Source organism: Cupriavidus sp. 01L43, from assembly GCF_056399925.1.
The window spans coordinates 103964-118062 of sequence record NZ_JBFTSH010000001.1 but is presented as its reverse complement, the minus strand read 5'-3'; the positions used below and the strand labels follow the sequence as shown (position 1 = coordinate 118062).

Genomic DNA, 14099 nt, shown 5'->3' with positions numbered 1-14099 from the left:
GCTTATCCTTGGAACGCGTTGACTTGCTTCACCACGATTTCGACTTCCTCGTCGGTCATCACCGGCGAGATCGGCAGGCTGAGGACCTCGTCGTGCATTTGTTCAGTGATCGGCAGTTGCTGCCCCGCATACGCGGCATAAGCTTGCTGTCGGTGCGGCGGGATTGGATAGTGCACCAGTGTCTGCACGCCGTTCAACGCCAGATGCGCCTGCAGCGCGTCGCGCGCAGGGCAGCGCACCACAAACAGATGCCAGACGTGCTGCTCAGGAGCACCCAACTTCGGGAGCGTGACAAGAGGATTGTCGATCGCCTCGAGATACTGAGCGGCCACCGCACGGCGCCGCGCCGTTTGCGCATCGAGATGGCGCAAACGCACACCGAGTACCGCTGCCTGCACTTCATCGAGGCGGCTATTGACGCCCCGGAAGAGGTTTTTGTACTTCTCATGCGAGCCATAGTTGCGCAACGCTCGCAGCGTGCCAGCGAGTTCGTCGTCGCTGGTTGTCACGGCGCCCCCATCGCCAAGCGCACCAAGGTTCTTGCCCGGATAGAAGCTAAACCCCGCCGCATTGCCCCAACTGCCGGCACGACGCCCCTGGAGGCCCGCGCCATGAGCCTGCGCGGCATCCTCGAGCACCAGCAGGTCGCGACGCAAGGCCAGTTCCATTATCTCCGGCATGTCAGCCAGCCGGCCGTACAGGTGCACGGGCAGGATCACACGCGTGCGCGAGGTCACGGCGGCTTCGATACGGCTTGGGTCGAGGTTGAATGTCTCGTCGGAAGGCTCCACCAGCACCGGTACGAGTCGATTCTCGGTGATCGCCAGCACGCTCGCGATATAGGTGTTTCCTGGCACGATCACCTCATCACCCTCCTTGAGGCGGCCCATTTCTTTCCAGGCGCGCAGCGTCAATGTCAGCGCATCGAGACCGTTCGCCACACCTATGCAATGCGTGGCCCCACAATAAGCCGCGAATGACGCCTCGAACGCCTTCAGTTCTTCACCGAGGATGTACCAGCCCGAATCGAGCGCCCGCGTCATCGCCTGCAACAATTCCTCGCGCTGCTGCTGTGCGATGGCCTTGAGATCGAGAAATTGCACCATTTACTTTTCACCTATAACCGCGCTCAGAAACTCATCATAGTTTCTGAAATAATCTTTCTCATCGTACTTGGCCGAAGCCAGCACCAGGCATACCGCACCGGGGGAGAAACTGCCGAGTTCGCGCCACATCATCGGACAGACATACAGCGCCTTCTCGGGTCTATCGAGAACGAACGTGCGTTGCGCATGACCGTCGTCGAGCGTGACCTCGAAGCTGCCGGCTATCGGCACCATCAATTGCTGAAGTGCTCTGTGGGCATGCGCGCCACGCTCGGCTCCTTCACGAAGTTCGTAGAGATAGTAAATCCGTTCAATCGCGAACGGAACATGGTGACCGCCTTCGACGAACGAGAGACTGCCTCGCGAATCGTCGATTCTCGGCAACGAGATAGTCCTGCAGTGTTCTATCGACATCGAAATCTTATGTGGAACTCGTCAGGCCGGCGCGAACAGGCGCGGCCTCCCGATCTTCATTCTTTTGGCAACTGACGGTCGGCATACTCCGCCACAGTGCCGACAATTCTAGCAGGATTACCCACCACGACCGCCTCGTCGGGTACCGAACGTGTCACGACCGCGCCGGCACCGATCATGGCCCGGACACCAATAGTCACTCCGGGCAGGATCACCGCGCCACCGCCGATGGATGCGCCCTGCCGGATCACTGTCGGCAGGAAACTGCCAAAGTAGTGCTTGCTGCGCGGAAACATGTCGTTGGTAAAGGTGACGTTCGGCCCTATGAACACGTCGTCCTCGAGCCGCAGACCGTCCCACAACTGCACGCCGGATTTGACCGTCACACGGTCACCCACTATGACGTCGGATTCAATCAGCGTATGCGAGCAGATATTGGCCTCTCGACCAATTCTCGCGCCGGCGAGAATAACCACGTACTGCCACACGCGCGAGCCGTCGCCAATCTCGGCGCCTGCCGCAACGTCGGCGCTGTGATGAATGAAGACACTCATGATTCCTCCGCCAGCGCCAGTAAATAGGCACCATAGTCGGTCTTGTGAAGTTGGTTGCCCGCCGCACGGAGCGCATCGGAATCCAGCCAGCCGTTGCGCCAGGCGATCTCCTCTAGACAGGCGATCTTGTAGCCCTGGCGGTTTTCGACGGTCTCCACGAAATGTGCCGCCTCCAACAGGCTCGCGTGCGTCCCCGTATCGAGCCAGGCAAACCCCCGCCCAAGCACGTCCACGCTTAGGCGATTGCGCTCCAGGTACGCCTGGTTGACGCTCGTTATCTCGAGCTCCCCGCGCGGCGACGGTTTGACGCTCTTGGCGATATCGATGACCGCATTGTCATAAAAATACAGCCCGGTCACCGCGTAGTGGGATCTTGGCCGCACCGGCTTTTCCTCGAGCGAAAGTGCCCGCCCAGCCTCGTCGAACTCCACGACACCAAAGCGTTCCGGGTCCTTGACCTTGTAGCCGAACACGGTTGCACCTTCGGTGCGCGCCGCCGCCGCATGCAGGATTGGGCGGAATCCCTGTCCGTAGAAGATATTGTCGCCAAGAACCAGGCAGACACCATCGCCTCCTATGAAATCCTCGCCAATTAAAAACGCCTGCGCGAGGCCGTCGGGGCTCGGCTGTACCGCATAACTGAAACGCACGCCGAATTTCTCCCCCGTCCCTAGCACACGCTGATACTGTGGCAGGTCGAGCGGCGTGGAGATAATCAGGATGTCCCGGATACCGGCGAGCAACAGCACCGAGATCGGGTAGTAGATCATCGGCTTGTCATAGACCGGCAGCAATTGCTTGGAGACGCCAAGCGTCGCCGGGTAAAGGCGAGTACCGGAACCTCCGGCGAGGACGATGCCTTTCATATTCACCTGTCTTTGCGTTGTATGCGCACGTCGTCGGAGCCTTGGGCTATTTACCCAGCCAGCGCGACAGCACGATGTCGTGCGCAAAATGAATGAAAAGCGAGAGGAACCAGCGGTACGGCGAGACCAGATGAAAATTCTTCGACAGAATAAGTGCTTTCTGACGGAAGATCTCTGCGCGGGCGCGCGTTCGCATCGTATTGCCAGGATGCGCGCGGTAATGGAACAGCGCGTCCCGGACCACCACGAATTCGGTTTCCGCCGAACAACGGATCACGAAGTCCCAGTCCTCCTCGCGCAGGTTCTCATCGAATCCGCCAAGCTTGTCATAAAGACGTCGCGAGAACAGCATGGAGCCGGCGGGCACACCCTGCCGTAGGAATACCCGTCCGGTCACCTTCCCGGACGGCGGTCGGGCCGGAAACACCGGCCCGGTCTGCCCATGATCGCTAAACTCACGCGCCTGGGTGTAACAGAATTCCGCACCTGGGCGGATGGCGAGCGCCTCCATCTGCCTGGCCAGCTTGGTCACGTCCCAGTAATCGTCCGAAGCCAGTAGTGCAATGTACTGGCCGGTGGAAAATTCCTGGATAGCGCGGTTCAAAGTCTTGCATACCCCGCGATTGGTTTGCGAGACAAAGCGGAAACCGTGTCTCGCCGACAGCGCCTCCAAAATGCGTACCGACTCGTCGCGCGAGCCGTCATCGATGACGACCAACTCGACATTCAGATAGGTTTGCTTCAATACGCTGTCGATCGCCTTGTCGACATAGGCGGCGTGGTTGTAGCACGGGACGATAACGGAGATGAGCGGATGGTCCATGGCTTCCGAGACTGCCTGACGGCCTGATCGTAATTCTGTGAAAAGAGAGATCGTCATGCTCATGCCAGCACTTTTTCTCTCGCGGAAACCTTCCCGCCCCGCCAGGACAACAGCAGGGATGCCGCCACCATCAGAATGCCGCCCCCGGTCTGCATGACCGTCGGCAAGGGCGCGTTCATCAACTGGATCAGCAGTGGACAGAGCAGGATCAAATAGCGGGAGCGGCGGAACACCGCCCTCAGTCCCACGAAGAATGTCAGCAATGGTAGCAACGCGGGCCAGCCCAAGTTGACGTAGCCATCCGCAAGAAAATTCACGTTGGCGCCATCGCCCCGCAGATAGTAGATGTCGCCGATGATCTGGGACGGCGCGCCGTCGTAAGGATAGCTGACGAAGGCGGACAGGAAACTGTAGCCGTACCACAACTGCTGGCCGGCGAAATGCCACGCGTAGCGGTAAGCGATATCGATCGGGAGAATCACGAAGCGATTGACGATGAACCCGAGCCACAGCGAGTCCAGCAACACCGCCGTGAAGAACAGCGCGATGAACGCGAACAGTATCTGCGCGACTGCGTGCCGGCCGCCGCGCAACCACTGGAAGGCCAACAGCAAAAGCAACAGGAACAAATATACCTTGTCGCCAGCGGACAGGAAGAACACCGCCACATAACCGAGCGCAAATAACGCGAGCAGCCGCGAGCGCGCCACGAAGATCAGGAACACTGCAAACACGTACACCGACCACCCATACGGATAGGTCCAGCCATTGCTCAGCCACGCCACGAATTCGCGCCGCCGCTCGTACACCGACGTGAAACTGAAATCGAGGCCAATCGAGTAACTGTGCAACAGGTTCAACAGGAGTAGTGCCAACAGCACGGCGTAGAGTTTCGTCAAAGGCGCCTCGAAACGCGAAGTTGGCATTGCCTCGGATGGGGCCCCGCGCCATGGCGCGACGAAAAACAGGCATAGACAGAGAAGCGCCCAGAATGTGGCGCAGAAAATCAGGAAGTCCGTGCTGCCCTCGACCACCCAATACACGGAAGTGGCCGGTAGAAAGGTGGCGATCAGCAGAAACAGGATGGCGTAGTCGACTTCGTCGTTGCTTACCGACAAGTAAGGCAACGCGCAGACGAAGACCACCAACGCGGCGCCCCAGGACAGCAAATACTGGCTGGATCCCCATGCGCCCCGCACTTCCAGGCCATAGATGCCATAGACGGAAGAGACGTGATACGCAAAATAGTCGAGCACCACCTTGACCAACATAAGCAGGACAAGGGTCAGTAGCGGCCTGGAGAGTTGTGTCGTCTGCACCATGCTTGGGCCGAAATCAGCGTTGGAATCCCGTGATCGCCTCGACAATCCGCTCGGCGGCATTCCCGTCGCCGTAGGGCATCGCATCTAGGCGCCCCGGCAAGGGGATCGCGGAGAAGGTATCCACGAAGCCGACGGAACCAGGGGCGGCGAGGCGGTTCCAGCCAAGATCGATCAGTTCGGCCCATTCCGTTTCGTCCCGCAAAGTGATGCATGGCACCTGATGGAAGTAGGCTTCCTTCTGGACGCCGCCCGAATCGGTAGCGACGAGGCTGGCATGTCGCTCGAGCATGACCATGTCGAGGTAGCCTACTGGGTCCACGATCCGAACATTCGCTGGCACGGACAGTCCCTGCGCCGCAATGCGCTGGCGCGTGCGGGGGTGCAAGGGCAGTACCACCGGCTGGCAGGCACGGCCAAACGCCGCGAGAATGCTGCCCAGACGCTCGCGGTCGTCAGTGTTCTCCTGCCGATGCACAGTGGCAAGGATGTACGCCCCCGGCGTCAGCGACAGCGTACGTAGGATGCCGCTATCGCGCTCCGCCTTGGCCGAGAACATCAGCGCGGCGTCGTACATCACATCGCCCACATTGACCACGTGTTCGCCATGAACGCCTTCCGCTTCGAGGTTGCGAATCGCAGTCGTGGTGGGTGCGAGCAGCAGAGTGCTGACATGGTCGGTCAGCTTCCGATTGATCTCCTCCGGCATGCGTTTGTTGAACGAGCGTAGCCCCGCTTCCACATGCACCACCGGAATATGTAGCTTCGAGGCGGCCACCGCGCCAGCGAGTGTAGAATCGGTATCGCCGTAGACCAGCGTCCAATCGGGCCGCTCCTCCTGGATGACGCGCTCGATAGCTTCGATCATGCGGCCGGTGTTCTGCCCATGTGTGCCGCCGCCAATGCCGAGGTGATAGTTGGGACGCGGAATCTCGAGTTCATCGAAGAACACGTCTGACATGTTGGCATCGAAATGCTGTCCCGTATGGACGATTACCTCCGCAATCGACTTGCGCCGAAGGAACGCCCGCGATGCCGCCGCCGCCTTGATGAACTGGGGACGGGCACCAATGATCGTCAGAATTTTCACGCAGAACCTCTCAGTACTCAATCGTTATCCATAGACGCGGCGCCACCATCCTTGGGCGCCAGCGCATTCCGGCTTGCCGTCATGTGCATGTCGCATGCCATCGCACGAAATTAACCCAACGCCACACCTGCCAGCTGAAGCGCATCTTGCCGGCCATCACGGCATCGAAGCTGGCCAGCAGTGCGTCGCGCCGCATGAACGGCACCGCATCGGCGTCCTGCAGCCAGGTCCGGAACTGCGAGGCATGGCTCATGAGCCAGTCCCGTTCTGGCGTGGCAAAACCAATCTTGTCCTTGCGGTCGAGCACCGCATCCGGAACGATGCCGCGCATGGCGGCGCGGAACACGCTCTTAGTCTCGCCCTCGCGTGAAATCAGGTATTCCTCCGGCAGGGACAACAGCAGGTTCGCCATCGGGACCGTCAGGAACGGCACGCGGCTTTCCACCGAGAACTGCATGGCGTTGCGGTCCGCATGGCGCAGCAACGCGGGAAGGCCGCGCAACTGTAGCGACTTGCCGAGTTGCTCCATCACCCGGCGCCCACGCGAGTCCGCGCTCAGTGGCGGCCGCGCCTCGGTCAGCGTCACACCGGCGTCCGCCAGCTTGTTGGTATCCAGCCAGGGCGGCGCGAAATCACGACCCAGCATCTTCCGCGCAGAGCGGTAAAGGTCATCCGGCAGCACAATGCGACCAAGCTCCATCCCTGCGAGGCGATAGCTGCGGCCTGGCCAGCGGCTCCAGCGCATCGCAAAGTCGTGCGCGGCGAGCGCGCCACCGTTACCGAGCAGGCTGAGCAGCCGATACCCTGGATAGCCGCTATAGCCGGCCAGCAGCTCGTCCGCACCTTGCCCGTCGAGCGTCACTGTGACGTCGTTCTCGCGCGCCAACTGGAACACGCGATACTGCGCGTAGATGCTGGTACTAGCGAAAGGCTCGCCCTGCGCGCGAATCATCTGGTCCAGATCACGAATCAGGTCGGCTCCGTCCGCGCTGACCTTGTGCGGCCGCGCACCCACGTGGCGGTTGATGCTGTCCGCCCAATGCTCCTCCGAAAGATCGCCGCCTTCAGCGATGTAGCTGAACGTATGGATTGGCGCATCCGGCTCGACATGCCGCATGGCGCAAACCACTGCCGAGGAATCGATGCCGCCGGACAGCGCGGCCCCAAGGGCCACATCACTGCGCAGATGAAGGCGCACGTTCTGCAGGAACTGCTCCCGCACCGCCTGCGCGGCGTCCGCGAACGACAGCCTGGCACGCTCGCGGGTATCGGGCCGCCACCAGCAGCGCGGCGTGGCGGTCCCAAACGTAGCCAGATCCACCTCCAAGAGGTGCCCCGGCATCAGATGGCGCACGCCTTCGACGAAGGACCGATCTGCGCTGTCGTAGTCGCCATGGACCAGGTAGTCGTAGCTGCGCTGCCAGTCAAGCTGGTTGCGCGAGCCACGCAGCGCCAGCAGGGCGGGATGCTCCGACGCGAATATCAGATGGCCGCCCTGCTGCTCATAGAACAGCGGCTTGATGCCAAAGGCATCGCGAACGCAGGTCAACCTCTGCAGGTGCCTGTCATGTACCACGAACGCGAACATCCCGTCCAGGCGCGGCAGGCAATCGGCCTGCCATTGCGTCCATGCCGCCTGCAGCACCTCGGTGTCGGACGCGGTGCGGAAGACGTGACCAAGCGCGCGCAACTCCTCGCGTAGTTCGCGATAGTTGTATATCTCGCCATTGAAGATCATCGCATAACGCTCGTCGGCGCTGATCATCGGCTGGTGGCCGCCCGCCGTCAGATCGATCACTGAAAGGCGCGTGTGCCCGAGCACCACGGCGCCATGCGCGGTATGCCGCAGGTCGTAGCCACGGTCGTTGGGCCCACGATGATGCAAGGCGGCCAGCGCGGATTCGAGCCGCGCTTCCAGTTGCTTGTCCGAAAGCTTCCAGAAACCTCCCACAATGCCACACATAAATGTCTCGACGAATCAGTACGATGCAGAGCGAAGCCGGACCGCATGCCGGCGTGTATGCAACAGGATGACCAGAATACCGCCCGTGTAGCCGGCAAGGCTTACCATGGAGAAACCGATGATTGCCACGAGCGAACTATTGACGTGATATCCGTACCAGATGACTGCGGCCTTAGCGCACAGCAGGAACAGATTGATGCACAGGTTGAGCTGCTGGCCTTCCGTGGCCATCAGCAGGATCGACACCGGCGAATACAAGAACTGCGCCGCGAGCCCGACCATCATCCAGCTGGCGTAAACACCGGCCTCACGCCAGCTCTGTCCAAAGACGATGGCGAACAGATCGCCGCCGAACCAGAAGACCACAAGAGTGGGCAATGCCACAACCGCAATCAGCGCGCACACCACCTTGAGCGCGAACCGGTCCAGAGAGGCGCTGCGCGCGCTGTCTTGGCTCGCGCCGAGCAGCACCTGTCCCACTGCCTGCCCCAGCAGCGCCATGGGCATCATCAACACCCTCTCCGCAAGCATATAGAAGCCTGCCACCACCGGGCTGAATAGCGCGGCCAGCAACATGTTGGGCATCTGCGTGCCGACGATGTCGACCAGCGCTGCCGGCGCGTCATACTTGGGGAATCGGTGATAGCGCCGCGACAGAGCACGCAGCCGCAAGGGCGCACCAAAGGCCCGCTTGGCCGCTACGGTGAGCCGGAGGCCACGTGCCAGGCGGGCCGTACCAACGGTCAGCCCGACCAGTTGCCCAAGAATCAGGCCGATGGCCCCGGCGCCGGCAAATCCCACCAGCAGTTGCGTCGCCACGTTGGCGCAGCCCTGTACCAGCCTGGTTCTCGCGATGGCCAGGTACGCGTTATGTCGCACCGCCCAATAATTAAGTGCCTTGTATGTGCCGGTGCATAGGATCACCAGTGGCAGCATCCACAGATAGTCGGCCAGCGCAGGCGTCCCGCTCAATCGCGCGATGTCGTGCCGGAATACCGCAACGACAGCGAGAGAGAACAACGAGGTGGCGACATTGATGGCCAGCACAAGAATCAGAAGCATGCGCGCCGCGCCATCACCTTGCGGCAATGGTATGGCGAACTCGTAGCGGAGGCTCGAAACCACCAGGACGACCGACATCGCGGCAGTGAATACCGCGAACAAGCCAAAGTCCGCCGGGTGGTACAGCCGCGTCAGTAATGGCGTTGCCGCTACGAGTACCAGTTGGCCGGCAGCCGTTCCCGCCACCAGGGCGAACACCGATCGCAGAAAGCGGTTCTGCGGCACAAAACGTCGCATGAGTCTATCGGATCGGCTGGATGCGTCAGGCCCGCTGGGCCAGCGCCTCGACGATGCGCCGCAGTTGTTCATCAGCCAGATCGGCGCTCATGGGCAGGCTCATGACGCGCCGCGCCAAGCTGGACGACACCGGTGTGGGTCCGCCCTTGCACAAATCGCGGTATGCAGGCTGATCGTTGAGCGGCACGGGATAATGCACGGCTGTCGGAACGCCCGCGGCCTTCAAGCGCGCTTGTGCGTCCTCGCGGTCTTCCACCACTACCGTGTATTGCGCATAGACACTAGTGCGGTCGTCACGCAGGCGCACACGCGCCACGTTGGCCGCATCGACCAGCGCGTTGTACCGCGCGCCGATCTCAAGGCGCTGCGCGACTTCCCATTCGAAGCGCTCAAGTTTGGCCAGCACAATTGCGCATTGCAGCGTGTCCATCCGGCCGCCGACGCCAATGCGCGTATGCACGTAGCGCTTACTTTGTCCATGTACGCGAATCTCGCGCATGGCTTGCGCCAGCGCTGCATCGCTTGTGAAAATCGCACCGCCATCGCCGTAGCATCCGAGCGGCTTGCTGGGGAAGAAGCTGGTGCATCCGATCGTGGACAGGTTGCAGCTCTTACGGCCCTTGTATTCGGCCCCAAAGCTCTGCGCGGCGTCCTCGATAACGGGGATGTTGCCATGGCGCGCGGCCACTGCATTGATCTCGTCCATGTCAGCCGGCTGTCCATACAAGCTGACTGGCATGATGGCGCGTGTGCGCGGCGTGATCGCGGCCTCGATGCGCGTAGCATCAATATTGCCGGTGTCTGGCTCCACATCGACAAACACCGGCACCGCACCAAGCAGCACGATGACCTCAGCCGTCGCGACAAACGTGAAAGGCGTGGTGATGATCTCGTCGCCGGCACCTATACCAAGCGCCATCAGGCTAATCAGCAGTGCCTCCGTTCCGCTTGAGACAGTGACGCAATGCGCGGCACCGGTATAGGCCTCGAGCCGCTCCTCGAGTTCGCGTACCTCGGGCCCCATGATGTACTGACCATGTTCGAGCACACGATCGATGCGCGCCTGAATGTGGTGGCGCAAGGCCTGATATTGCGTCTTCAGGTCAATGAAAGGAATCGAGGATTCAGGCATCGTTCAGGACGGTCAATTAGGGTGACAGGAAAGGTTAGCCGCCTTCGTGCGGCGGACTGCGGCGGAGATTCAGCGTGATGCCGGCCCGTGTTCCAGCGCGCGCTGTCGGTTCATGTCTCCGAGGCGTTCGACTTCGCGCTGCAAGGCTTCGATTTCGGCGCGCAGTCGCTCGTACTCGTCCATCTTCCGCTTGAGGAAGCGCGCAGTGAGATCGGCCTTGCGCGCGATGCCGATGGGTGTCAGCAGGTATGCATAGGCAAGCTTGTTCTCGGCATTCCTGAAATTCTGCATCTTGATCAGTCCGCGCCCCAACAGCGCCTTGAGACAGTAGTTGGTCTTTCCCAGGCTGACCCCAAGAATCCCAGCCATCTCGCGCTGATTCATACGTGGATTGTCTGCCAGCAGCCGCAGCACTCGAAAATCGGTTTCTTCTTCTTGCATGATCAAGCCGGCATGCGAGCCAGCACGCGCTGGCACAACGTGCCGGCGCCGTCGGGGCGAGTCTGTTCAACGAATGAACGCACTATAACACGCCGTTCGCACCCAGCGAAGCAAATCGCGGCTCATGCCACGCGACGGCACGCCTCAGCGCTGATTTCATACTGGGCGCCACAGTCCGCACAGGCCTGAGGGCCCTTGGTTTCGGCAAGACGCTCGCCGCACTGGCACATCCAGGCCAGCCGCCGTGCTGGCGTACCAACCATCAGCGCATACGCCGGCACGTCGCGCGTCACCACCGCGCCGGCTCCGACAAATGCATACTCGCCCACCTCGTGGCCGCATACGATAGTGGCGTTGGCACCGATGGAAGCACCGCGCCGCACCACCGTGCGACGGTACTCGTTCTTCCTCGACACATGGCTGCGAGGATTGTTGACGTTGGTGAAGACCATGCTTGGGCCGCAGAACACATCGTCCTCGAGCGTCACCGCGTCGTAGATCGATACGTTGTTCTGCACCTTGACGTTGCTGCCGATGGTGACATCGTTTCCGATATATACGTTCTGCCCGAACGAGCAGCGTTCACCGATGATGGCGCCTGCGCTGACATGCACCCAATGCCAAATGCGCGTGCCGTCGCCGACCTGCGCGCCATCGTCGACGATCGCAGTGGGGTGTGCCTGGTAGCTGGTCATGATCAGAGTTCCAGCGGGAGGTTGACGCGGCGACCCTCACGCGACGAACGATAGGCCGCGATCAGCAACTCGAGCGAACGCAGGCCCTCGCGGCCATCGGTCTCTGGCTCCGCCTCACCGCACAGCACGCGAATCACATTGTCATAGTAGGCGGGATGACCTAGGCCATACACTGAAGTCGTCTGATAGCTGGCGTCCTGGATCTTGGCATCCATGCCATGTGGCTCGGCGAAATCCCACAACTGGATTTCGTTGACCGCGACGCCGCCGACCCGGACGGTCCCCTTCTCGCCTAGGATCGTGATGGAGCCTTCGAGGTTCTTCGGGTATGTCAGCATCGACACCGCCATCGAACCAAGCGCGCCGGAACGCCAGCGCAAGTTCAGTACCGCTGAATCTTCCACCTCGATGTCACGCGCAAGCGTGGCCGTGTACGCATGAACGCTCTCCACCGGGCCGATCAGCCAGTCGAGCAGATCAACATAGTGACTGGCCTGGTTCATGAGCGCGCCACCGTCCAACTCCCAAGTGCCACGCCACTTCGCCTGATCGTAGTAGCTCTGTGGGCGCGTCCAGAACACGTTGAGATGCACCTGATAGACACGCCCGAAGCGGCGCGCCTCCATTGCCGACTTCAGCAACTGAAGCGTGGCGTTGCGCCGATTCTGCTTGACCACGAATAGACGGACGCCGGCGCGGTCACACGCATCCACCATGCGCACACCATCGGCCCAACGCGTCGCCATCGGCTTCTCGGTGACCACGTGCAAGCCCGCGCGTGCCACGCCCTCGGTCTGCACCGGGTGCAGACCGCTAGGGGTCGTGAGCACCACCACATCCGCATTGGTCGCGGCCAACATGGCGTCGAGTGATGTGTGCGGCCGCGCGCCGGTGCGTGCCACGGCCGCCGCAAGCGCGGCCGGATCCGTGTCGACGATGTCCACTACCTCTGCACGATCGGCATGTTGCTCGAGCGCGCCAAAATGGTTCGCGGCGATACGACCGCAACCAACCAGGGCAAAACGTACTTTCCGGCCGCTGACCGGCGATTTCGTGGAATTCATGACGGATCTCATGCGCGAACGACGTTGGAAAGCGCCGACAAATACTTGCCGCGGCTGTCGACCACTAGTTGTGCATGCGCCTGAATCGCCACGTAGTCGAAACGATCGTGGTCCGTGGCCAGCACGATACAGTCGAAACTTGCCAACGATTCCGCCGTCAGCGGCACGCTGGACAAGTCGAAATGATGCTCACGCATTTTGGGGAACTGCGGCACATGCGGGTCGGAATAGGCAACTTCTGCACCGAGCGCGCGCAGGCGCTCCATGATATGCACCGCTGGCGATTCACGCATGTCGTCCACGTTCTTCTTGTAGGCGATGCCCAGCACCAGCACCTTGCTGCCGTTGATCGAACGTTTGCGCTCGTTAAGCGCGTGCGCCACCTTGCCAACGACCCAGTCAGGCATGGCGCTGTTGACCTCGCCGGCCAGTTCGATGAAGCGCGTGTGGAGGCCGTACTCGCGCGCCTTCCAGGTCAGGTAGAAGGGATCGATCGGAATGCAGTGGCCACCCAGGCCCGGACCGGGATGATATGCCACAAAGCCGAACGGCTTGGTCGCAGCGGCGCGAATGACTTCGTGGATATCGATACCCATCTTGTCAGCAACGATCTTCATCTCGTTGACCAGACCGATATTCACCGCGCGGTGAATGTTCTCCAGCAGCTTGGTCATCTCGGCCGCACGCGTGCTGGACACTGGCACCACCCGATCGATCACGCCACCGTACAGCGCCATGCCGACTTCCTGGCAGTGTTCAGTGATGCCGCCGCAGACTTTTGGAATCGTGCGCGTTGTGAAATCCGGATTACCCGGGTCTTCCCGTTCGGGCGAATAGATCAGGAAGATATCTTCGCCAACCCGCAAACCGCCGGACTCCACGCGAGGCTGCAGTTCCTCGTCGGTCGTGCCCGGATAAGTTGTGCTCTCCAGCGATACCACCTGCCCCTTGCGCAGATAGGGGACCAGGGAATCCATCGTGTCCAGCACGAAGCTCAGATCCGGCTCCCGGTACTTGTTCAGCGGCGTCGGCACGCAGATGATCAGCGCATCCGCCTCTCCCGCCCGCGAAAAATCCGTAGTGGCCTCGAAACCTGAGGCGCGTGCTTCAACGATTGCACTCGGTGGAATATGCTCAATGTACGATTCGCCGCGCATGAGCGCATCGACCTTGCCCTGATCGATATCGAAGCCCAGAACGCGTAGACCGAATTCGTTGTAACGCAGCATCAATGGAAGGCCGACATAGCCCAACCCGACGATACCGATAACCGCATCCTTGGCGGCCAGCTTTTTCAGAAGCGCTTGTTTCATACCAGGTTTCACGTTAACCA

Annotated in this window: 14 protein-coding genes; all 14 read right to left on the bottom strand. The window is 61.0% G+C overall.

Going from position 1 to position 14099, the window contains the following annotated elements; all coding sequences use genetic code 11:
* Positions 1-2: 2 nt before the first annotated feature.
* Complete coding sequence (locus AC1DP9_RS00550) at positions 3-1106, bottom strand: DegT/DnrJ/EryC1/StrS family aminotransferase (RefSeq protein WP_477106334.1); 1104 nt, start codon at positions 1104-1106, stop codon at positions 3-5.
* Positions 1107-1490, bottom strand: a complete 384-nt coding sequence (locus tag AC1DP9_RS00545) for a sugar 3,4-ketoisomerase (RefSeq protein ID WP_477106333.1) — start codon at positions 1488-1490, stop codon at positions 1107-1109.
* A gap of 86 nt (positions 1491-1576) precedes the next feature.
* On the bottom strand, positions 1577-2074 hold the full coding sequence (locus tag AC1DP9_RS00540; protein ID WP_477106332.1) for an acyltransferase: 498 nt from the start codon (positions 2072-2074) through the stop codon (positions 1577-1579).
* Positions 2071-2940, bottom strand: coding sequence for a glucose-1-phosphate thymidylyltransferase RfbA (gene rfbA, locus AC1DP9_RS00535; protein ID WP_477106331.1), 870 nt, complete (start codon positions 2938-2940; stop codon positions 2071-2073). The genes AC1DP9_RS00540 and rfbA overlap by 4 nt, the downstream gene beginning before the upstream one ends.
* 46 nt (positions 2941-2986) lie before the next feature.
* Positions 2987-3826 carry a glycosyltransferase family 2 protein gene (locus AC1DP9_RS00530; protein WP_477106330.1) on the bottom strand — a complete coding sequence of 280 codons (840 nt, stop codon included), beginning with the start codon at positions 3824-3826 and terminating at the stop codon, positions 2987-2989.
* Positions 3823-5085, bottom strand: coding sequence for a hypothetical protein (locus tag AC1DP9_RS00525; protein WP_477106329.1), 1263 nt, complete (start codon positions 5083-5085; stop codon positions 3823-3825). The genes AC1DP9_RS00530 and AC1DP9_RS00525 overlap by 4 nt, the downstream gene beginning before the upstream one ends.
* 13 nt (positions 5086-5098) lie before the next feature.
* Positions 5099-6172 carry a non-hydrolyzing UDP-N-acetylglucosamine 2-epimerase gene (gene wecB, locus AC1DP9_RS00520; RefSeq protein WP_477106328.1) on the bottom strand — a complete coding sequence of 358 codons (1074 nt, stop codon included), beginning with the start codon at positions 6170-6172 and terminating at the stop codon, positions 5099-5101.
* Between the two features lie 79 nt (positions 6173-6251).
* Positions 6252-8135, bottom strand: a complete 1884-nt coding sequence (gene asnB / locus AC1DP9_RS00515) for an asparagine synthase (glutamine-hydrolyzing) (protein ID WP_477106327.1) — start codon at positions 8133-8135, stop codon at positions 6252-6254.
* Positions 8136-8150: 15 nt separating this feature from the next.
* Positions 8151-9434: a lipopolysaccharide biosynthesis protein gene (locus AC1DP9_RS00510; protein WP_477106326.1), complete on the bottom strand. Its 1284-nt coding sequence runs from the start codon at positions 9432-9434 to the stop codon at positions 8151-8153.
* Between the two features lie 25 nt (positions 9435-9459).
* Entirely contained in the window at positions 9460-10551 is a 1092-nt protein-coding gene (locus AC1DP9_RS00505; protein WP_477106574.1) for a DegT/DnrJ/EryC1/StrS family aminotransferase, read from the bottom strand.
* Positions 10552-10635: 84 nt separating this feature from the next.
* Positions 10636-11007, bottom strand: coding sequence for a MarR family EPS-associated transcriptional regulator (locus AC1DP9_RS00500; RefSeq protein ID WP_477106325.1), 372 nt, complete (start codon positions 11005-11007; stop codon positions 10636-10638).
* 122 nt (positions 11008-11129) lie between these two features.
* On the bottom strand, positions 11130-11702 hold the full coding sequence (locus tag AC1DP9_RS00495) for an acyltransferase (protein ID WP_477106324.1): 573 nt from the start codon (positions 11700-11702) through the stop codon (positions 11130-11132).
* Positions 11703-11704: 2 nt separating this feature from the next.
* Positions 11705-12766 (bottom strand): Gfo/Idh/MocA family protein, encoded by a 1062-nt coding sequence (locus AC1DP9_RS00490; RefSeq protein ID WP_477106323.1) that lies wholly within the window; start codon positions 12764-12766, stop codon positions 11705-11707.
* 8 nt (positions 12767-12774) lie between these two features.
* Positions 12775-14079: a nucleotide sugar dehydrogenase gene (locus AC1DP9_RS00485; RefSeq protein ID WP_477106573.1), complete on the bottom strand. Its 1305-nt coding sequence runs from the start codon at positions 14077-14079 to the stop codon at positions 12775-12777.
* Positions 14080-14099: the final 20 nt, after the last annotated feature.